Below are 22005 nucleotides of genomic sequence, written 5' to 3' on the forward strand. Positions count from 1 at the left end.
ACTGCCTGAGGATCGCTCCAATAAAGCAACAAGCTGGTAAATGCACTAAATAAAAACGACAGAGCTACGCCAGCTAATAGCATTGATTCTACCTGTGCACTTTGCTGCCTACCTGCAATAAGTATTAATAAACTCATAGCGAGTAAGCTGCCCAATAGTGCTGCTGCCGATAACATAAAGCCTGCGCTAATGCCTGCTAATGCCATAAGTAACACCACACCAAATGAGGCGCCCGACGATATACCAAATAAGTAAGGATCGGCTANGCTAGAGGGTTACGCGTTACCGTTTGTAAAATAAGCCCCGCAATTGCTAAGCCAGAGCCTGCTAAAAAGGCGAGTAATGTGCGTGGCATTCTTAGCTCGTAAATAATACGCGAATTAAAAGACGCATCATTTGAGAGTAAAAAACTATTAAGTACGTCTTGAAGTGAGGTCTCTGCTGCGCCAAAACTAAGTGCTGCAAATAAGCTAAATAAAGCAGCTACAACACTTATAAATAGCGCAAATGATTGGCGAGTATTAACTGCGCTCATATTATTTGTAGCCATAAAAGTAAGTGATATGAGGGATGCTATTTCCCGACTTCGATATTTGCGGGTGGTTATTTACTTGGGCGCAAACACCAAAAACGTCGCCTAGCATGTTTTCGGTTAATACCTCACTTGGCGTGCCTGTATGTGTAATTTCACCGTTTTTAATAACCACTAGTTCATCGCACATTGCAGAGGCTAAGTTTAAATCGTGAAACGATGCAAATACCGTTACACCCAATGATTTAGCAAGCTCCATAACCTGTATTTGGTATTTAACATCTAAATGGCTGGTTGGTTCGTCCATAATTAATAGTTGAGGTTGCTGCACAATAGCACGAGCAATAAGCGCTCTTTGTTTTTCACCGCCTGAGAGCGATTCAAAACTTTGATCAATATGATCCACTAACCCTACGGTGTTGATAGCTTGGATGATTTTTTGTTTATCAATATTGGTTATTGAGCTAAATAGCGATTTATGAGGCGTTAGCCCAAGTGCAATAACATCAAATACGCTTAAGTTAAATTGCGAAGGGGTTTCTTGTAAAACAACCGCTACTTTTTTTGCGTACTCATCGCTTTTTAGCTGCCAAATGTCGGTGTTGTTAAATTCTACAACGCCATCACTGGGTTTATTAAAACGATATAAACAACGCAATAAGCTCGATTTACCTGCGCCATTAGGTCCAATTAAACCAACAAATTTACTTGTGGTTATTTTAAGGTTTATTTTTTTGAGGATCGTTTTATTGCCAATACACCACGATACGTTTTTAACGTTTAGTAATGGTGTATTTAATAGCGTTTGAGTGTGCAATAGTCAGTCCTAGGCTAGGTTAAACTCACTAAAAATGCGATAAAAATACTAATGCACTACAAGAAAAAATGAGTAAACCCGCTCGTTAAAAAAATTCATACCAATTGTATTAAATTAGTGATTTATTATAGCGACAGATAAATAGCTTAATAACAAGGCGGAAATTATGACATATAGTTGTTATATATGAATAATTTTTAACGAAGTTAGTAAGTTATTTAATTCGCTAGAAAGATCATGTTTTTAATAAAATTGGTATTATACCATTTGTATCTGACTTACAGCTCAGCTGCTTACAGTTGCGGGAACAGTCGAGGACTCGCACCTCATTCCAAATGAATCTCTATTATGGGCGGCTAAGTAAATAATTTAAAGCAAAAAAAACCGCACTCAAAAGAGCGCGGTTAAAAAGGGAGTGTTCTAACTAATCGTTAAAACTTGTATTCAATACCCAAGCCTACGTAGTCTTGGTCAACGTTGTTGTCCATATCGAAGCTTGAGTAAAAACCAAATACTTTAATGTTTTTATTTAATTTGTGGTCAAGACCAACTGAAATTGCTGACTTATCGTCGCTGTCGTCAAAGTCCATATCTTGGTATTGCACTTTAAATGTGTTGTTACCCATGCTGTAAGCAGCATTTAGCAAGTAACCATCCGCTTCTGCGCTGCCATCTACTGCTTCTTGTGTTTGGTACATTGCACCCAATTTAAAGTTTTCGATTTTACCTTGGATTGATGCACGCACTACGTCGTAGCCATTTACTTCACTATCGGCTGNCCGCCATTGAATAACCGTTATCAGCGTCTACATCATCTTCAGCTACAAAAGTAGCAAGTACCTTAAAGCCTTCGTATGAGTTTGATGAGTAGCTAACTGTGTTTCCTAAGCGGTTTTCACCTTTAAATACATTTTTAATATCGCCTTCAAGGTCGTTAAATAAATCTAACTTACCTTGAGATTGCTTAAGCGCAGTATCGTTACGACCAATTACAACCTGACCAAACGCACCTTTTAAACCAACATATTGGTTACGCGCAGAAATATTGTCGTCGTTATCGCCTTTTGAATCAGCATCAGACACATCAACTTGAAACTCAAACTTATATACCGCTTCTAAACTATCATTTATTTTTTCAGAACCTTTAACACCAAGACGAGATGCATTACTTTTTATCTCGGTAAAAGACCCTTCGCCATCATCAGATGATTGCACTGTTACATTCGCTTTACCGTAAATGTCTACGTCGGCAAGTGCATTAAAAGATAAACCACTTAATAGTGCTAAGCATAAGCTCGATTTTACAAATTTCATGTTATTTCCTTGGATAATCACAAAAGACTAATTTTCAAAACTGCTGCATTTTGTCATTCCTAAATGACATTAATATTACAGCGGAAATATTAATGTCTTTTTTTGTTAATAAAAATGCATTAAATGTGAAATCAAAATAACATGAATATTTAATCAGCAACCTTACTGACCTTGTTTTAACGATAAGCTAGGCGTCATTTGCGATAGTAAATTAACTAACGTTTCTATTAGCTCTTTTTGCTCGTTGTCTCTGTGATACGCAATAAATACATCCCGTGAGGTGTTTTCTACATCTTTAACATGAAACAACTCACCTTTTTCTAAATGCCCTTCTACCAATACTTGAGGTATGAATGCACTTCCACCACATTGCAGTATTAAATCAAGCGCAATACGCCCTGTACTGGTTCTAAAGTAAGGGGGTGTTTTACCAGTAAACTGACGTGCATGCCAAAGAGAAAAAGTAGTTCCCCAATCAACATACACGTATTGATTATCAAAAAAGTTTTCGTTAGTTGCCGTGTCGTATCCGCTTACTGGAATAATTGGCAACTCACAAATTCGCTCTACTACTAATTCATCTACTTTTGGTGGATCAAACAATATTGCTAAATCGAGCGTACGCTCTAATAAAAGTCGAGTGCTCTCTTGTTGCGCTTTAACTTCAGCAACCAACGACACGCCCGGCATCGCCGATACAATATTAGTAATACCAAACTGTAAAAAAGCATCCCAAATATTAGGTGTTCCTGCTAAGCTAATTTGCTTATGCATATTATCAGCAAGTGCAACATCGACTTTGGCGCGCTGCATGCCCGTAATAATCATTTGTGCGTGCGGCAATAAACGCTCGCCAGGTGCGGTAAGTTGAATATTATTGCGCTGACGAATGAATAGATTAACACCAAGTCCTTGCTCTAATTGGCGAATTCTAAAGCTCACTGCAGACTGCGTAATATAAAGGTTTTCGGCTGCTTTACCAAAGTGACGCGTACGCACTACTTCAACAAATGTTTTTAATAAATCGATATCCAATTTTTTATCCTCACGATAAAAATAACTTGTTTAATAAATTGCCAAACTTGCATCATACTCCAGCTAATTAATAGGGTATGAGGATAAAGCTATGAGCAATAACATTTCATTACTACGCCAAGCATTTGTTAGCCAACGTCAATTTTATGATGATCAGAATTTTCCACGTGGTTTTAGCCGCAGCGGAAACTTCACCTTATTAGAAGCCAGTATATTAGAACAACACGGTGTTGTTTTAAGAGGCTTATACAGTAAAACAATTGAGCCGCAAAACGAACATCAAGAACAGTTTGTAGCAGTAGTAACTGGCTCACAAGAACCAACAAACCCAATAGAACGAGCTTGGGTTAAATACTTAAAGCTAACGACCTGTAAAACTAAGTTTCATACTTTATTTGGTCGCTCAAAAATGTCAGGGCCAGCACCGATTAGCCAAGATTATTATTCAGAAGCGGATAATCTGTAAGTACTTAAGTTATTTGCTTTTTTGCGTTTTAACAGTTACAACTTGTATAAGCAAATATTTTTGCAAAATATAAACAAGGTTGTTACGTGACGCGAAAAATACTAATAGTTGAAGATACACCTGCAATGGCGCGAGTGCAAAAGCACATCGCGCTTAAAGCAGGCTATGAAGTTGATGTAGCAGAGTCATTAGCACAAACAAAAGAGCTTATAAGTAAAAACAGTTATTTTTGCGCTGTAGTCGACTTTATTTTACCTGATGCCCCTTTAGGTGAAGCAATTCCTTGTACTGTTATGGCAGACATTTCTACTATTGTAATGACTGGCAATATAGACAAACAAACGCGCGACACAGTAGAAAAATATCCAATCATTGATTACATCATTAAAGAAAACAAACAAGCGTACCAGTATCTAGAAAGACAATTACTTAGACTAACTCGCAACGAAAATGTAAAAGTGCTTGTTGTTGACGACTCAGCATCTACACGTACCTACATATGCAGTTTGCTTGCACGCCATAAATATCAAATTCTACAAGCTGCAGATGGTGTAGAAGCACTCGCCGCACTTGAAGCCTCACCTGATATATCGGTAATTATTACTGATAACGAAATGCCAAACATGAATGGTGATGAACTATGCACCGAAATTCGTCGTTTATATGACAACGATGAAAAGGCAATTATTGGTGTTTCTGCTGCAGACTCATCTGATTTATCAACTTTATTTTTAAAAAATGGCGCAAACGACTACCTTCGTAAACCTTTTAACAATGAAGAGTTTTATTGTCGCCTAAGCCAGAACGTCGATATGCTAGAACTTATGGCTACAATAAAACGCCAAGCAAACACCGATTATTTAACTAATTTACCTAATCGTCGTTACTTTTTTGAAGAGACGGGTAAATCACTCCAAAAAATTAAAGGTGAGCAAGGATGTGGGTCGTTAGCCATGCTTGATATTGATCATTTTAAAGTGATTAATGACACACACGGACATGATGTAGGCGACGAAGTATTAAAAGGGCTTTCTATTTGCTTTAGTAAATATTTTAAAAAGTATTTAGTAGCGCGTTTAGGTGGTGAAGAATTTGCAGTGTACTTTGCCGACACTGATAAACAAGAAGCGCTAAAAAGGCTTGAAGGTTTTAGGTACTTTATAGAAGCAAATAGCCAAGAGTTTAGTAAAGCTAAAATTAAGTTTACACTTTCTATTGGCTTTGCTTTTGGACCTGTTTATCAAATTGATGAATTATTAAAACAGGCCGATTTAAAGCTTTACGACGCGAAAGAATCAGGTCGCAATAAAGTAGTTAGCTAACAGATCTATTAGTTATACTTCTGCGGCTGTAATAGCCGCTTTTTTACGTTTGCGTGATTGATGGTAAGAGTCCCAACTAAAAATAGCTAAGGCACTCCAAATACACGCAAACGTTACTACACGCTCTGCATCAAACACTTCACCATAAAATACTACCGCAAGTATAAACATTAAGCTTGGTCCAATGTACTGAAAAAAGCCAAGTGTAGTGTACTTCAAACGCTTAGCAGCACCAGTAAAGCAAAGCAGCGGCAATGTAGTTACAATTCCGGCACTAATTAGTAATGCATTAGTATGCCAATCATTAGCAGGCAAACTTGATGTTGTTGTAGGCACCATTAACCACCAATAAATAAGCGCAACCGGCAATAATATAAGTGCTTCGAGTAATATCCCAGGCAGAGCTTCTACGGGTAGCTTTTTACGTAATAAGCCATAAAGTGCAAATGAAACCGCTAACGAAAAAGCCACTACCGGAAACGAGCCAAAACTAATTAATTGTAATACAACACCTGTAAAAGCAAGCGCTACAGCAACACCCTGAAATTTACGTAAGCGTTCACCTAAAAATAGCATGCCCAATAATACATTTAAAAGAGGGTTTATATAGTAGCCTAAGCTGGCATCAAGCATGTGGTTGTTATTTATAGCCCATATAAATAAACCCCAATTAAACCCTAACAACGAAGACGTTATAACAAGCATGAGTAAAAGTTTAGGCTGAACAATGATGCGTTTAACTTTATCCCAATAATTTAAAATACTCACCACTAATACTAAAAATACAACCGACCAAATAACCCTGTGCATTAATATTTCAAAGGCAGAAACATGCTGAATCAACTTAAAATATATTGGCGCAAGACCCCACATAAAAAAAGCAAGACAAGCAAAAATAGCACCTTTACGCTGCTCGGTATCAATCGACATAATAAACACTTAGTGATTTAAAAGGTCGCTAGTTTACTTGCCATAGGTGTTTTATCCAACTAAATACGTGCCTGTACCAAAAGCAATTTGAACTGATTGATCATTATGTAATTCCATTCGACAAACACACACTTTATTACCTGAGCGAATAAGTGTAGCGCTTGCTGTAAAGCTCTCTCCTTTCCCTGGGCGCAAATAATCAGTACGTAAGTCAATCGTGCCTAACGTGGCAAGTCTTGTTTGTACACTTGTAATATCTAAATCTGTTAGTTTATCTATTACGCTTGCAGCCGCTAACATACCACCAACGTTATCAAGTACTGCTGAAATAACACCACCATGAAGTATTTTTTGGGCGGGGTTTCCTATTAAAATATCTTGCCACGGGAACGTAATTTTTGCCTGCTCAGGGCTAAGTGACTCTACCGATATTTTTAAAAACTGATTAAACGGCATACCGTTTACAAACATTGCACCTACTTGCTCAATTAACATTTCTTTATTCATTATTATTCTCTATGTTTGAATTAGTAATATGAGTAAAACACAGCTCGGATAAAACTACGAGGTTCATGTTAAATCATTTATTAATACCAATTTTATTAAAAACATCATCATTCTATCGCATTGAACAGCTCACTCACTGCGTTAAAAATTATTCATATAGAACAACTATATGCCATAATTTTTGTGTTGTTATTGAGCTGTTTTCTTGGTGCTATAATAAGTCACCAATTTAATGCGATTGGTATAAGCAACTCAGCTAAAGACATCCTGCTAAAAAACCACTAAAATACCGGCGATGAATACATTAACAACACCACCAAGTACGCTTGTGCGTAAACCCGAAACTGTCCTCAAACAAGTGTTTGGCTACAGCGAATTTCGCGATGGTCAAAAAACAGTTATCGATGCAGCCANCTGGCGGCGGGAAATCGGTTTGCTATCAAATACCTGCTTTAGTGCTTGAAGGCGTAACTATTGTTATCTCTCCGCTCATATCGCTAATGCAAGATCAGGTAAGTCAACTTCAAGCACTTGGGGTAAAAGCCGCTTACGTTAATAACAGCCTAGCGCGCGAAGAACAGCAGTTGGTGTACCAGCAGCTTCATCAAGGACTAATTAAGCTTTTATATGTGGCACCTGAAAAAGTACTTCAGCGAGAGTTTTTAGAACGTTTATCACATTTAAATGTAAGCTTATTTGCCATCGACGAGGCACACTGTGTATCGCATTGGGGTCACGACTTCAGACCTCATTACTTTCGCTTAAACGAACTAAAGCAACGCTTTGCGCATGTTCCAATGATGGCACTTACCGCCACNAGTTAAAGCTACAGCAGCCTTATATTCATACTGGCAGCTTTGATAGGCCTAATATTCGCTACACCATTGAAGAAAAATTCAAACCAATGGTGCAACTACTTCGCTACCTAAAAGAACAAAAAAGCCAAAGTGGTATTATTTATTGCACCAGCCGAAAACGTGTAGACGATATAGCTGAAAAAATTGCTGATGCAGGTATTAACGCAGCTGCCTACCATGCAGGTATGAGTAATGAGCAACGCCAATTTGTACAAACAGGTTTTGCTCGCGACGACATACAAATAGTGGTTGCCACAGTTGCCTTTGGTATGGGGATTAATAAACCCAATGTGCGCTTTGTATTGCATTACGACATTCCAAAAAGTATCGAGTCGTACTATCAAGAAACAGGGCGTGCTGGGCGAGATGGACTTGCCGCAGAAGCCATAATGTATTTTGATCCAGCTGATATTGGTCGCGTTAGGCGCTTTTTTGAAGACATAGACGACGAACAACGCCGCCGTGTAGAAGAACAACGCTTTAACGCAATGGCAAGTTTTGCAGAAGCACAAACGTGTCGCCGCCAAATTTTGCTTAACTATTTTAGTGAGTATCAGCGCGAACCTTGTGGTAACTGCGATATTTGTCTAAATCCACCTAAAAGCTTTGACGGTACATTGGTTGCCCAACAAGCGCTTTCTTGTGTGTATAGAGCTGACCAACGCTTTGGTCTTGGTTACATTGTTGAATTACTTCGCGGTGCAAACACTAGCCGCATACGAGATAACAATCACCACGAACTAAGTACATACGGTATAGGCAAAGATAAAAGCAGTGAGTTTTGGCTCAGTATTTTACGCCAACTTATTCACCAAGGCTTATTAAGCCAAGATATTACTCAAGGTGCTTCACTTAGATTAACCGAAGCTGCACGTGCAATTTTAAAAGGCGAGTACGCACTGCAATTAGCCGAACCACGCTTGCAATCTAAGCATGTTTATCAAGATAAATTAGCCCAATTTAATTACGATAAAAAACTGTTTGCTCGCTTACGGGCGCTGCGAAAAGAGCTTGCCGATGCTGACGATGTTCCACCTTATGTTGTATTTAACGATAAAACATTAGCCGAAATGGCGCAGATTATGCCAACAAACGACAGTGAGTTTTTAAAAGTGTCTGGGGTTGGCTTTACTAAATTAAATAAATACGGCGGCGCATTTTTAACTGCAATTCGCAATTATCTAGCTACAAATTAAGAATATTATGACCCAAATAGAATACGACCATATCCATAAATGCATTGTAGTTACACCTGTTGAACCTCCACATGATGATGACTTTGAGCTATGGAGTACATTATTTTTACATTCAGCTGATGTGACTATTAATGAGTATTCTGGCGGCGCTGATCGTCATCAGGTTCGCTTTACTTACAATCAGCAAAGCTTTAATTTAAATTACGAGCATTACAGTCAAAGTATTTGGATTAATGGCGAGGGCGTTGATGCTGATCACTTACTTGCTGCACTAGCCTACTATTTAAGCTAGTTTGTTTTTTCTGATTTATTAACGTTATTTTATTTTCAAACTCCATACTTTTTGCTTACATTTAAATAACAATGATGTAAGCTGATATTACAGTAGTAAATTGCTACGTAGCAGTAAAGGGTTTGAATGGTCAATAATAAGTGGATTACGCAATTTTATATAGCCTTAAGTTTTTTAGGTTTATTTATATTTATGTCCAGTGCATTTGCGCAAGAACAACCTACGACCTTAGATAATTGCCTCGTTGAAAAATCAAAACAATCAACCAATCAAAATTTACGCCGTCAACTAGACGACGAAACCATTCTTGTCGCCGCTAAACCCAACGCCAAAATTGCCAATATAACTCTTGAACAACTCAACGTATTTAATACCGAAATTGAAGAAGAAAATAACGCCCTATTTCGCTTTGCTAATCGTGCGCATATTCAAACAGAACCTGATGTAATAAATAACCTATTATTATTTGCCGCAGGCGATAAATACGATGCGAGAAAGCTATCTGAATCAGAGCGTCTTTTACGTAAAGAAAGTTATTTATATGATGCTGAAATTAGTGCAACCGAAAACTGTGACGGCGACGTGAATGTAAAAGTAGTTACCCGCGACTTATGGACTTTATTACCAGAGATAAGCTTTAGTCGCAGTGGCGGTGAAAATAAATCGAGTATTGGCTTTAGAGAATCGAACTTATTTGGCTGGGGGAAACGCTTATCCTTTTCACGTACTACAGACAGCGATCGTAATGGTTATTTATTTGTGTATGACGACCCAAATATTTTTTCTACGCGTTACCGAGGTCGATTAGAGTATGCTGATAACAGCGATGGCAAGCGTCATTTACTTGAGCTCACCTACCCATTTTACGCAATAGATACTCCTTTTAGCTATGGCATATTAAGCTACTCTGAGCAACGCGAAGAATCGTTATATCAACGTGGTGAAGAGTTTAGCGAGTTTGATCAAACCACCGATTTAAATAGTGTATTTATTGGTCACTCTAAAGCTTTGAGTAATAATTGGACCCAACGTCTTACATTAGGTTATGTAGATCAACAAGACACTTTTAATGCAATAGACACCACCTTTGCGCCTTTAGCCGAAAATAGAAGCTTGAGCTACCCTTATGTGAGCGGGCATTGGTTTGAAGATAACTATATAAAAGTACGTAACTTCGACAGCATCCATCGAACAGAAGATTTAAACCTTGGCTGGAATGTCAAAGCGTTACTGGGTTACTCAGATGAATCGTTAAGTAATGATGATACCCGTGCGGTTTACTCATTTAACTTTAAAAAAGCACATTTTAGTGGCGATAATACATTATGGCGATTTAGTACTGATATTGATGGTTACTGGAATAAAGAAGACAAAAAACTCGAAAACTTTAAAGCAACGAGTCAAATTCAATATTATTTAAATACCAGCATTGATCAGTCTTGGTATGTAAAAGCGCGTGTGCAATATGCTAAAAACTTAACTGCCGATCAACAACTTACTTTAGGTGGAGAAACTGGCTTGCGCGGTTACCCAATGGATTATCAACATGGCGACCGTAGCTTTTTATTCAGCCTAGAAAAACGCTATTACTGGGAATACGATTTGCTACAGTTATTTAAAGTGGGTGCGGCTGGATTTGTTGATGTTGGTAGAGCATGGTTTAACGACCAAGATAACGGCGAAAATGACCATGTACTTAAAAATGTTGGTATAGGTTTGCGCCTAGCACCGAGTCGTGCAAATGCAGGCACCATGATCCATATAGATATTGCCGCCCCACTTGATAGCTACGAAGATGTAGATTCTGTTCAATGGCTAGTAAGTGTAAAAAAATCTTTTTAAATAACCAAAACGCTAATTAAATAGCTATTTCGTATCAGACTAAAACGTTAAACTAATCACTTAATTATTGCTTATAACTCATGTGAGAATATATTTTGGAACCGTTAGAGATTTTAGATTTTTTTGGTGCGCAATATAAATTGATTGTAACCATAATTGCCTTGCTACTTTATCCGTTGCTACTAAAACTTACTAAAAAGCTTCTCGAAAAAACCATAAAAGGTAAAGTTGATTTACACCATAAATCGCGCGCAGAGCTGCTGCTTAAAATAATACTTGCCTGTGTGATGTTATGTTTAGTACTGGTATTTTGGGGTATTGAGCTACGCGGGTTGCTAGTACTGGGCTCATCGTTGTTTGCCATGCTAGGCGTTGCACTTTTTGCGGCATGGTCGCTATTAAGTAACTTAACCGCGTTTTTGCTTATGTTTATCCAAAATGATTGTAGAGTTGGGTATTGGGTTCGTATTATTGATGGTGCTAATAATATCGAAGGTCGTATTGTAGAAATGGGCTTAATGAATGTAGTTCTTGAACATATAGACGGGCACCGTGTTATTTATCCTAATAACCTTTTTGTTACTCGCCCCGTCATGGTTTTAAATAAAGAACCTAAACCAACAAAAGCACCAACGATAAAACGTATTATTGGACCTAAAAAATCTTAAATTAAAATAAACATACAAAAAAGCCGTTTTAGTAATTACTAAAACGGCTTTTTTACAACAGTATTAAAATTAATTATTTAGTTCGGCTGTTTTAAGCTCGTCATCTAAATCATTTATTTCGTCAATAAAGTTCTCTAGTTGCTGCTCTACTAAACTATTGTCATTTGCAAAGTAAGCAAGGTGGAATACGGCATCACCTTCATTTACTAATGGCATAGTTTGCTGACCAATAACAATACCGCCTTTAGGAGATAAAAGCTCCAGTTCAGAGTCACCCAGAGGGCTGCTTATATAAGCAAGCACTTGCCCTTTAGTTACATGCTCACCGAGGGATACTTGTGCACGCACAATGCCATCAACTTCAGCACGAATCCAACTAGTTGAACCTGCAATAATAGGATCTGGTAACTTTTTAGGACGCTTGCCACGAATCATTTTTAAATGACGCATAACATAATCAACGCCTTGCACACCGGCTGCTATTGCGATTGGATCAAAACGCAATGCTTCGCCTGCTTCATAAGTTATAACTGGTATACCTAAGTTTGCAGCTTCACTTCGTAACGAACCGTTTCGTAGTGACGCATCGATTACTGCTGGCGTGCCAAATGCTTTAGCCATGTCGGCTGTTGCTTCATCAGCTAAGTTAGCGCGAATTTGCGGTAAGTTAGTTCGATGAATAGCACCGGTATGTAAATCAATTATGTGCGTGCAATGTACCGCCACTTGATTGAAAAACATATAAGCCATGCGCCCAGCTAACGAGCCACGCTCAGACCCAGGAAAACTACGGTTCATATCGCGTCTATCGGGTAAGTATCGTGACTTATGAATAAAGCCAAATACATTCACAATAGGTACCGCTATTAACGTGCCACGTAATTGGCTAGGATCTATTTTAGCAAGCAACTGACGCACAACTTCTACGCCGTTTAATTCATCACCATGAATAGCCGCACAGACCATTAGCACTGGTCCTTCCATTACACCATTAACCACTTCGATAGGAATATTAAGTGGTGAGTGGGTGTAAAGCTTAGCAGCTTCCAAGGCAAGAGTTTTACGCTCACCTACGCCAATACTTTCACCTAATAAGGTAAAAGGACGGTTAATTTTAACCTTTGCCACGTGTTGCTGTTCCTTTACTTGAAGCATTTTTTTCGATGAAATCAATCACCATGCCCGCAATATCTTTACCTGTTGCTATTTCAATGCCCTCTAAACCTGGTGATGAATTTACTTCCATCACAAGAGGACCACGAGATGAGCGAAGTAAATCTACGCCAGCTACGTTTAGACCCATTGATTTAGCGGCTGCTACTGCTGTTTTACGCTCCTCTGGTGTAATACGAACTAATGTAGCGCTACCACCACGGTGAAGATTAGAGCGGAACTCACCTTCTTGTGCTTGGCGCTTCATTGCTGCAATTACTTTATCGCCCAATACGAAACAACGTATATCAGCACCGCCAGCTTCTTTAATGTATTCCTGAACCATAATGTTAGCTTTTAAGCCCATAAATGCTTCAATAACGCTTTCTGCCGCTTTACGCGTTTCAGCAAGTACTACACCAATACCTTGCGTACCTTCTAGTAATTTAATTACTACTGGTGCGCCGCCAACCATTTCTAATAAGTCTTTTACGTCATCTGGTTTGCTAGCAAAACCGGTTACTGGCATGCCCACGCCTTTGCGTGATAAAAGCTGTAATGAACGTAATTTATCGCGCGAACGAGAAATAGCCACCGATTCGTTTACAGGGTAAACACCCATCATTTCAAACTGGCGTAATACAGAACAGCCATAAAATGTAACCGATGCACCAATGCGTGGAATAATTGCATCGAACCCTTTTAAGTTCTCACCGCGGTAATGAATTTCTGGTTGTTCTGAGTTTATATTCATATAACAGCGTAATGCATCAACCACTTTAACTTCGTGTCCACGTGCTTCTGCAGCTTCAATTAAACGACGTGTTGAATACAAATTTTTGTTGCGAGATAAAATACCAATTTTCATAGTTAAAACCTTAACTAAATTGTGTAGCATCGACTCTTCGGGCATGTATTACACACCCAAAAACTCAATACTTTTATAATAAATGAGATAAAGCCGGATCAACGGTTATGCGATTTTCCATGGCTGTACGCCCTAATAACATTCTAAACTTCATTGTTGCACGGCTCGCCAATGTAATTTCTATTGGCCAACTATCATTGCCTGCATGCAATGTTGTTTCTATAAAGTAACGTAATTCTTTTTGCCCGCTAGAGCTAGTTACATACTTCTTTTTTTTAACCTTTGCATTGCAAGTAATTTGAGTTTGCTCATCTTCTTGCAATGGCTGGGCTGTAAATTTAACCCATTTTTCTCCGTCAACTTCGTACTCTTCAATATTAATTGCATGAATACATGAAGTGCGGGCGCCGGTATCAATTTTAGCTTTTATTCGACTGATGCCAAGCTCTGGTAAACTTAGCCACTCACGCCAACCAACTGTTATTTTTGCTGTCATAAATGTGCCCTTATTAAAAAAGTGACTTATACGCTACCGGTCAAAAAAGACCAACGAAATAAATTTATCTAGTCGATAAGTCGATTTGATTGATCTTTATAGCCAACTAGTTTAACAATGCGCACCTTACTGTAAGGTTAAATACAATTAATAATTTGTATGCGTTTATCAACTTACTGAGGACTTTAAGTAAAAACATCATCCATTTAAAATATAGCTAACCTATATTACTTAAGTAGGTACACTATAGTTAACAGTATTAAAAATACACTATTATGAGAAATTAATATGATTAATGGCTTACTTCATGCTCTTGTGCTTGACGAAAATGGCGGCGCTCGCGCCATAGAAAACAGCGATGAATTACATAACTGGAAGCCTCAACAAGGTAAGTTATGGGTACATATGGATTATAGCCAGGCAGAAGTTGTAGCTTGGTTGAAAGATTGTGATTTTTTAACGGATTACGAACTTGAGTCGTTAACGGCAGACGAAACTCGCCCTCGTATTACCCCTGCTACCAACGGTCATATGCTCTTTTTACGTGGTATTAATTTAAACCCAGCGCAAAGCCCCGAAGACATGGTTTCAATTCGATTTTTTATTAATCAAGATATTGTGATCACAACGCGTAAACGTCGCTTATTATCAATACAAGATATTCTTACTTCATTTAACAGTAATACAGGTCCTTGTAGCATATCAGAGCTAGTGTGCTCTATTGCGCAAAAGCTTACATCACGCATGCAAGGCGTTATTAATTCGCTTGATGAAACTCTTGACGAATTTGAAGAGGAAATAGACGAGCCAAGTAAACCTTTTGATAACCAAGGTTTATCACAATTACGTCGTCAAACAATTGCGCTTAAACGCTATTTAAAACCACAAAAAGAAGCGCTAAGCAGTATGGTTAACCATCATTACCCATGGATTGATGAAGACGATAAAGCAAAGTTAAATGAAACCACAAACTTACTTATTCGTTATCTTGAAGAATTAGATAGCTCAATTGAACGCGCACAAATTATTCAACAAACCATCACCAACCAAGTATCTGAGCAACTAAATCAGCGCATGTATGTAATGTCGGTAGTTGCTGCTTTATTTTTACCATTAGGCTTTTTAACAGGTTTATTAGGTGTGAACGTAGGCGGTATACCAGGAACAGAAAGCCCCTATGCATTTAGTGCCTTCGTGATATTTTTAATTGTACTTACCGGCGGTATTGGAGTGTACTTTAAAAATAAAAACTGGCTTTAGATGCTACCAAATCCTTTTTTATCGAAGAGGGTTTTATAAGGCAATTAACTCTTAGCATCTGCGTTTTCACTTATTTATTACAGTAATGTGATTTTATAAAGTAGCGCAGGTGTATTTACCAAGGCAACTAATTACAAACCTCGCGTTACAATTAAATTATTTGATTTTAATGACTTTTTCAACGAATTTTTTAATCATTTTTATTCAAAAAAACGACTCTGCCTCTCTATTTTTTTGTACTCTTCATTTTGATAATCTTAAACATTATCAACCAAAATATGATAGATATTAAAAAATAAACCAACGCTCTGAAGTCTTTCAAATATTGTTTGTAAATTGAAATTAAATAGGTAAAAAACAAGCATTACAAACACGCTTATTTATAGTTATTCTTTTTAATCACTACTCCCAAATACAATTAATAGTATGTAAGCAAACTATATCTGTGAGTAACTTTGTACTGTATTCACAATCACCTTTAATTAAAACACTATAATAAAAAAGGTCACTCAGTTTTACACTAAAGTGACCTTATAAATAATTAAGTAATCAAATGACTAGTTAGTTTTTCTTATGTAGCTAACATTTGTCATAGTAACTTTAGACTTAGTAATACCTAAATCTTTAAAACACTCTTTGAATGAGTCTGAGTTACCTGATTCACCACAATCATCTAGTGTATATGGGTCTTGCGATTGTAGGTAGTTACCAAATTTGAAGTAAGACTCTGAGTCATCTTCTACTGGAATACCAAAAGTAGTCCCTAGTGCAGTTACATCTACGTCTCCGTAATTGTTCACTACTTTTAGATTAAATGAACCACCGCTAGTAATAGTACCTAGTGCATGCTTTTCTTCGTTACCATTGGTGTTACGTAAACGAACATAAACGTCAAAAACTCCGTTACCCGCTACGCTATCATCAAAACCTGATTCATCAGTATCTGAAACATATACTTTCGAAATTGTACCGGTATCGCTAGCATGGTGCTGAGAAATAATCGTTTTACCACCATCCGACATTTCAACTTTTACAGTTGCTTCAAAAACTTCATAGGTTTCGGTCATTGCAACACGTGCACTTTCTTTAACCTTATATTCATGACGCCAGCCATTTCCATTTGGAGTGATATGACGTGCTTCTAAAGGAACAAATTCTAAAGTGTCACTATTTACTAATGGGTTAGGATTGTCGCCTTCAAGGTCGAAAATACTGCCATCAGTGATATTGCTTGCTATGCCAGAACCGTTATCAGTACCGCCACCAGTATCACCGCCGCCAGTGTCACCACCACCTGAACCACCATTGCTTAGAGCAAAGTCATCAAAACGAACATCACTTGAGCTGTTATTGTGCTTAGCAAAAACTTGTAATGAGTTAGTATTCGCTGAGGTAAATGTTTTAGTCACTTTAGTCCATGAAGAAACATCAAATTTTTCGCTTTGAAATAAGCCGTTTAGATCATTAACGCCAATTTCACCTTTACCAAGTACATATGCACTTAACGTGTATTCAGTGTTTTTATCTATATTTACAACTTGGTGCACACGACCAGGACTACCTTGAATTTTTAACGAACTAGAACCTTTGTAAGCACTATCTGAAATAGCGGCTGGTTCTACTTCATTCCAGTTGCTCCAACCATCTTCAAAACCAGAGTTTTCAATAGTTGCTGCCTGTACGAAACTTGAACTAGCAGTCATAGCTGCAAGTATAAATAGGGATTTTTGGTTAATCATTATGTTATTTCTCCGAACCTGTACATGAAAACAATCTACTACTTGGCTAAGTAAAAAATCACTTGAACCTAGATCACTGCCTGTAAACAAGCTTTAAATTGTGTATTGTATATTGTGTAATTGGTAATAATAAAATCAAAACAAAGCTCCAGACTTGAGTTGAAAGAATGTATTACCAATTGAAGTTACCAGCTGGTCGAAACACAAGGTATATTTCTTGTTAATACTTTGCAACATTTAATTTAATAAGAAATAAGTACTAGTTACATTTACTTTCTTGTATGGATAATAGGTAAAAATGCAGTATAAACAACAAATAAGGTAGAAATTATGAGCAAAAAAGACATAAAACCTAAATAAGGAACAGCGTGAAAATAATAAATAAGTACTAACAATAAATTGTAATTGGTAGACCAAAAAACGAACATTTATTAAAAATCAAAAAATCGGTAAAAATGTAAATGAAAAAATTGTTTATTTTGTTTTTGGTAATAAAGCTTACGTTCAGCTTTGGTTACTAAATTACACTATTGGTTAACCAATAAGCATTAAGTAAATTCATCTTTTATGAAGAATTATTTACATATCGGCTTTTAGTTGCGCAATAATATAATTATGCAAAGTTGAATCGGCACTTAAAAAGCATCAAATAAATGTATCTTCAGTAAAAAACAGGTATAAAACGGCGGGAGTAAATATACCTAAAAGCGTGCCGCCTTTCAGGGTTAAAGTTTGTTCAATCTAGGAGATATTTGTAGTGGTACAATTTAAACGCAGTGTGGGATTTATAATCTAATAAGCTCGGTAACGGCTTCTTTGTTGCCTCACCGCTCTTCACCTATTTAAGAATCAGTAAAAAAACTAAAGCATCAACATCCTACTCACCTCTTTAACTACATCTATGCAGGCAATAAAGAGCTAATTTCTGCTAGAAATAGCCTTTGGGCATCGTATATTTCACCCCTATGTGTCGTTATCACCTATTTACAGAGAGAGTTATCACTACATAACACCACATTAAATAGCCCCCCTACATTACTTAGAAAACAGAGCTGTAAATTTAACCTCGATAGATAACCGTACTTCAGCAAACTTACGATGTTTATATAAGTAGCTTAATTGATGGGATAAATTTTTCTCAAACAAAAAAGGCGAACATTTTTCAATGTTCGCCTTTTAATAAACGCTAGTTGCTAATTACTCTTGAAAGTAAGTGCCCCAACCGTCGTATTCTACTTCGCACTCTACAGCTAGTTGAGCTAGCTTATCAACGTCTTCCATAATAACGTCTACATCAAGCTCAGCTTCAACAACTATGTCAAAGCTCCAAATTTTACTACCGTCTTCAAGCTCAAGTTCTGCTGGCTCTTCAACATCGTAACCCAATTTAAAAGCAGCAAGAGCAGCTTGCTCTAATTTAGGAAAGTCTTCACATACAAAGTGATGTTCTACTTCGTATAATATTTCAGGATCAGACCCATCTTCAAGTAATGAAGATACGATGTCTTCACTTATTTCACGCCAATTTTCCATTATTTTTCTCTCACTTGAGCATCTAATTCAGTTATTTTAGCAGCCATAATACTGTGTACACTTTTGGCGTGCTCTCGCGCACTAATACTTTCATCAAGTGATATAGGCGCTAACATTTCGATGTAAATTGTACCATTATCCCAGCGGTTTAGCTTAATGGTTTTATGCGAAGTGCTCATACACACTGGCACTATTGGTACATCTGCACTCATAGCGGTATGAAAAGCCCCTGTTTTAAAAGGCAATAAACCGCGCCCGTAGCTACGGGTACCTTCGGCAAATACCCAAACAGATAAGCCATTTTGCTTTATTTTATCAGCTGCTTTTGAAATTGTACCAGCCGCTTTTGAACGATTTGCTCGATCAATTAAAATATTACCTGAAAGCCAATAAAGCTGACCAAAAAATGGGATCCACTTTAAACTCTTTTTACCTAAACTCACGCAGTTTTTTGGCACCATTGCTGGCACTGTAAATAAATCGTAGCTATTTTGATGGTTAGCAACATAAACAGCAGGACCAATATCAGCAGCATCTTTATGACGTGTTAGAACTAATTTAACACCAATCATTTTAGCCATTGAGCCAAACCAACCCGCTATAATATGTACATTATTACGGTGAAATGGTCTTACTAACGAAAGCAATAAGCCAAAAAAACAGCTTAACAATATAAATAGCAGCATAATAAAAATACGAATAACAGCTAGCAAATGAACATCTCCTAAAATCTATTATAAGTATTATAGCGTTATTTTGTGACACAAACGAGATAATAGCGCACAAGTGTACGCTGAAATTTTTAATTTTTTATTTGAAAACAAAAACGGCCTGCAAATGCAGGCCGTTTCTAATTATACAAAAAAGTATTTGGCTACTCTTCAATAATGGTTTCTATTGGCTCATCATCTTGAGGTGTTAACTCAACAACGGCTTCGTCAACACGCTGTAACCCGCGCGGTAGCTTATTACCTCTACGACCTCGCTCACCATGATAGTGTTCTAGATCACTTGGTTTAAGGGTTAGTTTTCGCTTACCAGCATGCAATGTTACGCTACTGCCTTGTGGTACAACAGCAAGCACTTTTACAAACTCTTCGCGAGCTTGCACTTTAGCACCTGGAATAGAGATTATTTTATTACCTTTACCTTTGCCTAACTTTGGTAAGTCACGCAGCGGGAATAAAAGCATTCTGCCTTCGTTAGAAATAGCCATACAATAATCGCTAGCTACGTCGTTAACTCTAATAGGAGAAAGTAATATTCCACCCTTAGGTACACTTACTAACGCTTTACCGTTTTTATTTTTACTAACTAAGTCTTTAAAGTCGGTAATAAAGCCGTAACCCGCATCTGACGCCATAAGCAATACTTGCTCATCTTCACTCATTACCACGTGCTCAAAATTAGCACCTGCTGTTAAGTTAAATCGGCCAGTCATTGGCTCNGCCTTGGCTGCGCGCCGAAGGTAGGCTATGCGCATCGGTTGCAAACGCGCGTCCTGCTGAATCTAAAAATACCGCAGGTTGATTACTCTTACCACGAGCAGAGGCTCTAAAGCCGTCACCCGAGCGATAATTTAAACCTTGTACATCTAAGTCATGACCTTTACCAACGCGTGCCCAGCCTTTGTCTGATAGCACAACAGTGACTGACTCTGATGGAATTAAGTCTTTTTCGTTGAGTGCTTTAGCTTCTGAGCGCTCAATCACTGGCGAGCGACGATCGTCACCGTACATTTCAGCGGCTTCTTGGATTTCTTTTTTAAGCAGTGTCGACATACGACGTTCTGAACCAAGAATTTGCGCTAATTTATCACGCTCTTTGGCTAGTTCATCTTGCTCACCGCGAATTTTAAATTCTTCAAGCTTGGCTAAATGACGAAGTTTTAATTCTAAAATTGCTTCTGCTTGCGTATCAGTTAAATCAAAGCGCTCCATTAATACAGGCTTTGGTTTATCTTCGCTGCGGATGATTTCAATTACTTCATCAATATTTAAAAAGGCGGCTAATAAGCCCTCTAAAATATGCAAACGCGCTAATACTTTATCTAAACGGTACTGCAAACGACGACGCACTGTTTCACGTCTAAATATTAGCCATTCACTTAAAATACAGCGTAAATCTTTAACCTGCGGACGACCATCTAGCCCCAGCATATTTAAGTTTACGCGGTAATTTTTTTCTAAATCGGTGGTTGCAAATAAGTGCGCCATTAATGGCTCAGCTTTAATACGATTTGAGCGCGGAATAATTACAATACGTGTTGGATTTTCGTGATCTGACTCGTCACGTAAATCGGCAATCATTGGTAATTTTTTAGCGTTCATTTGCGCTGCAATTTGCTCAAGTACTTTACCACCAGAACATTGATGCGGCAGTGCCGTAATAACAATATCGCCATGCTCTTCAGTGTATACCGCGCGCATTTTGATAGACCCACGACCGGTTTTATATATTTTATGAATATCGGCTTTTGGGGTAATTATTTCAGCATCGGTTGGGTAATCTGGCGCATGTACAAGCTCAAGTAATTCTTCAAGCTCTGTTTTTGGTTTATCAAGTAATAAACAACATGCACTGGCTACTTCACGTACGTTATGCGGCGGAATATCGGTTGCCATACCTACGGCAATACCGGTTATACCGTTAAGTAAAATATGCGGTAAACGAGAAGGCAGTACAACAGGTTCATCCATTGTGCCATCAAAATTTGGTGTCCAATCTACAGTGCCTTGACCAAGCTCTTTAAGCAGTATTTCAGAAAACTTTGATAAACGCGCTTCGGTATAACGCATTGCTGCAAACGATTTAGGATCATCTGCCGCCCCCCAGTTTCCTTGCCCGTCTACCAAAGGGTAGCGATAAGAAAATGGCTGCGCCATTAATACCATTGCTTCGTAACAAGCGCTGTCGCCATGTGGATGATATTTACCGAGTACGTCACCCACTGTACGGGCTGATTTTTTGTACTTAGCATTTGCCGATAAACCCAGTTCACTCATCGCATAAATAATACGACGCTGTACTGGTTTTAAGCCATCACCTACATGCGGTAAAGCACGATCCATAATTACGTACATGGAGTAGTTTAAATAGGCGTCTTCTGTAAAACGCCCCATTGTTTGTTGTTCAATTCCTTGCATTAGCAAGGTATCTGTATCACTCATTAAAGCTTA

At 37.9% G+C, this 22005-nt stretch carries 16 protein-coding genes, 4 pseudogenes and 1 riboswitch; of the genes and pseudogenes, 7 read left to right on the top strand and 13 right to left on the bottom strand.

The genetic code is table 11. The features are described from left to right. The 4 genes and pseudogenes from L647_RS01000000124175 to L647_RS0112960 form a co-directional block, all read right to left on the bottom strand. Positions 1-535: pseudogene (locus tag L647_RS01000000124175) on the bottom strand (iron chelate uptake ABC transporter family permease subunit); the annotation flags it as partial. A gap of 1 nt (position 536) precedes the next feature. Then, complete coding sequence (locus L647_RS0112950; protein ID WP_024611470.1) at positions 537-1349, bottom strand: ABC transporter ATP-binding protein; 813 nt, start codon at positions 1347-1349, stop codon at positions 537-539. Positions 1350-1595: 246 nt separating this feature from the next. Next, positions 1596-1734, bottom strand: a riboswitch (cobalamin riboswitch). Positions 1735-1780: 46 nt separating this feature from the next. Beyond that, positions 1781-2663: pseudogene (locus L647_RS01000000124180) on the bottom strand (porin). A gap of 162 nt (positions 2664-2825) precedes the next feature. Next, positions 2826-3698 carry a LysR family transcriptional regulator gene (locus tag L647_RS0112960; RefSeq protein WP_024611471.1) on the bottom strand — a complete coding sequence of 291 codons (873 nt, stop codon included), beginning with the start codon at positions 3696-3698 and terminating at the stop codon, positions 2826-2828. 91 nt (positions 3699-3789) lie between these two features. On the opposite strand from L647_RS0112960, the gene L647_RS0112965 reads away from it, so the two are divergent. Both L647_RS0112965 and L647_RS0112970 read left to right on the top strand, forming a co-directional pair. After that, positions 3790-4164, top strand: coding sequence for a DUF413 domain-containing protein (locus L647_RS0112965; RefSeq protein ID WP_024611472.1), 375 nt, complete (start codon positions 3790-3792; stop codon positions 4162-4164). 86 nt (positions 4165-4250) lie between these two features. Beyond that, on the top strand, positions 4251-5486 hold the full coding sequence (locus tag L647_RS0112970; RefSeq protein ID WP_024611473.1) for a response regulator: 1236 nt from the start codon (positions 4251-4253) through the stop codon (positions 5484-5486). A 12-nt stretch (positions 5487-5498) separates the two neighbouring features. Here the strand turns inward: L647_RS0112970 and rarD are convergent, their stop codons facing one another. Together rarD and L647_RS0112980 are read right to left on the bottom strand one after the other, a co-directional pair. Continuing rightward, positions 5499-6416: an EamA family transporter RarD gene (rarD, locus tag L647_RS0112975; protein ID WP_024611474.1), complete on the bottom strand. Its 918-nt coding sequence runs from the start codon at positions 6414-6416 to the stop codon at positions 5499-5501. A gap of 51 nt (positions 6417-6467) precedes the next feature. Next, positions 6468-6923, bottom strand: coding sequence for a thioesterase family protein (locus L647_RS0112980; protein ID WP_024611475.1), 456 nt, complete (start codon positions 6921-6923; stop codon positions 6468-6470). 295 nt (positions 6924-7218) lie between these two features. On the opposite strand from L647_RS0112980, the pseudogene recQ reads away from it, so the two are divergent. The 4 genes and pseudogenes from recQ to L647_RS0113000 all read left to right on the top strand — a co-directional run bounded on the left by recQ (position 7219) and on the right by L647_RS0113000 (position 11778). After that, positions 7219-8976, top strand: a pseudogene (recQ, locus tag L647_RS01000000124185) (DNA helicase RecQ). Positions 8977-8983: 7 nt separating this feature from the next. Then, positions 8984-9268 carry a DUF3630 family protein gene (locus L647_RS0112990; protein WP_024611476.1) on the top strand — a complete coding sequence of 95 codons (285 nt, stop codon included), beginning with the start codon at positions 8984-8986 and terminating at the stop codon, positions 9266-9268. A 126-nt stretch (positions 9269-9394) separates the two neighbouring features. Next, positions 9395-11110, top strand: coding sequence for a BamA/TamA family outer membrane protein (locus tag L647_RS0112995; RefSeq protein WP_024611477.1), 1716 nt, complete (start codon positions 9395-9397; stop codon positions 11108-11110). Between the two features lie 95 nt (positions 11111-11205). Then, positions 11206-11778: a mechanosensitive ion channel domain-containing protein gene (locus L647_RS0113000; RefSeq protein ID WP_024611478.1), complete on the top strand. Its 573-nt coding sequence runs from the start codon at positions 11206-11208 to the stop codon at positions 11776-11778. A 69-nt stretch (positions 11779-11847) separates the two neighbouring features. Here the strand turns inward: L647_RS0113000 and L647_RS0113005 are convergent, their stop codons facing one another. The 3 genes from L647_RS0113005 to L647_RS0113015 all read right to left on the bottom strand — a co-directional run bounded on the left by L647_RS0113005 (position 11848) and on the right by L647_RS0113015 (position 14294). Further along, the gene (locus L647_RS0113005) at positions 11848-12906 is read right to left on the bottom strand and encodes a succinylglutamate desuccinylase/aspartoacylase family protein (RefSeq protein WP_024611479.1); all 1059 of its coding nucleotides are present in this window, start codon (positions 12904-12906) and stop codon (positions 11848-11850) included. Next, positions 12893-13798, bottom strand: coding sequence for a 30S ribosomal protein S6--L-glutamate ligase (gene rimK / locus L647_RS0113010; protein ID WP_024611480.1), 906 nt, complete (start codon positions 13796-13798; stop codon positions 12893-12895). Before rimK ends, L647_RS0113005 begins: the two co-directional genes overlap by 14 nt. 73 nt (positions 13799-13871) lie before the next feature. Next, positions 13872-14294, bottom strand: a complete 423-nt coding sequence (locus L647_RS0113015) for an ATP-dependent zinc protease (RefSeq protein ID WP_024611481.1) — start codon at positions 14292-14294, stop codon at positions 13872-13874. 288 nt (positions 14295-14582) lie between these two features. Between L647_RS0113015 and L647_RS0113020 the strand changes: the two genes are divergently transcribed. After that, entirely contained in the window at positions 14583-15554 is a 972-nt protein-coding gene (locus L647_RS0113020; protein ID WP_024611482.1) for a zinc transporter ZntB, read from the top strand. A 557-nt stretch (positions 15555-16111) separates the two neighbouring features. Here the strand turns inward: L647_RS0113020 and L647_RS0113025 are convergent. The 4 genes and pseudogenes from L647_RS0113025 to parC all read right to left on the bottom strand — a co-directional run bounded on the left by L647_RS0113025 (position 16112) and on the right by parC (position 21996). Further along, positions 16112-17293, bottom strand: coding sequence for a polysaccharide lyase family 7 protein (locus L647_RS0113025; RefSeq protein WP_024611483.1), 1182 nt, complete (start codon positions 17291-17293; stop codon positions 16112-16114). A 1197-nt stretch (positions 17294-18490) separates the two neighbouring features. Then, the gene (rraB, locus tag L647_RS0113030) at positions 18491-18826 is read right to left on the bottom strand and encodes a ribonuclease E inhibitor RraB (protein WP_007376503.1); all 336 of its coding nucleotides are present in this window, start codon (positions 18824-18826) and stop codon (positions 18491-18493) included. Then, on the bottom strand, positions 18826-19539 hold the full coding sequence (locus tag L647_RS0113035; protein WP_024611484.1) for a 1-acylglycerol-3-phosphate O-acyltransferase: 714 nt from the start codon (positions 19537-19539) through the stop codon (positions 18826-18828). The genes rraB and L647_RS0113035 overlap by 1 nt, the downstream gene beginning before the upstream one ends. A gap of 161 nt (positions 19540-19700) precedes the next feature. Continuing rightward, a pseudogene (gene parC, locus L647_RS01000000124190) lies at positions 19701-21996 on the bottom strand (DNA topoisomerase IV subunit A). Positions 21997-22005 lie beyond the last annotated feature (9 nt).

It is taken from the genome of Pseudoalteromonas sp. TB64 (genome assembly GCF_000498095.1).
In the GTDB taxonomy this organism is placed as follows: Bacteria; Pseudomonadota; Gammaproteobacteria; order Enterobacterales; family Alteromonadaceae; genus Pseudoalteromonas.

Bases quoted from the DNA above. Each gene is read 5' to 3' on its own strand.
- L647_RS0112965 (WP_024611472.1), top strand. From the start codon at position 3,790: ATGAGCAATAACATTTCATTACTACGCCAAGCATTTGTTAGCCAACGT.
- rarD (WP_024611474.1), bottom strand. From the start codon at position 6,416: ATGTCGATTGATACCGAGCAGCGTAAAGGTGCTATTTTTGCTTGTCTT.
- L647_RS0112980 (WP_024611475.1), bottom strand. From the start codon at position 6,923: ATGAATAAAGAAATGTTAATTGAGCAAGTAGGTGCAATGTTTGTAAAC.
- L647_RS0112990 (WP_024611476.1), top strand. From the start codon at position 8,984: ATGACCCAAATAGAATACGACCATATCCATAAATGCATTGTAGTTACA.
- L647_RS0112995 (WP_024611477.1), top strand. From the start codon at position 9,395: ATGGTCAATAATAAGTGGATTACGCAATTTTATATAGCCTTAAGTTTT.
- rimK (WP_024611480.1), bottom strand. From the start codon at position 13,798: ATGAAAATTGGTATTTTATCTCGCAACAAAAATTTGTATTCAACACGT.
- L647_RS0113015 (WP_024611481.1), bottom strand. From the start codon at position 14,294: ATGACAGCAAAAATAACAGTTGGTTGGCGTGAGTGGCTAAGTTTACCA.
- L647_RS0113020 (WP_024611482.1), top strand. From the start codon at position 14,583: ATGATTAATGGCTTACTTCATGCTCTTGTGCTTGACGAAAATGGCGGC.
- L647_RS0113025 (WP_024611483.1), bottom strand. From the start codon at position 17,293: ATGATTAACCAAAAATCCCTATTTATACTTGCAGCTATGACTGCTAGT.
- rraB (WP_007376503.1), bottom strand. From the start codon at position 18,826: ATGGAAAATTGGCGTGAAATAAGTGAAGACATCGTATCTTCATTACTT.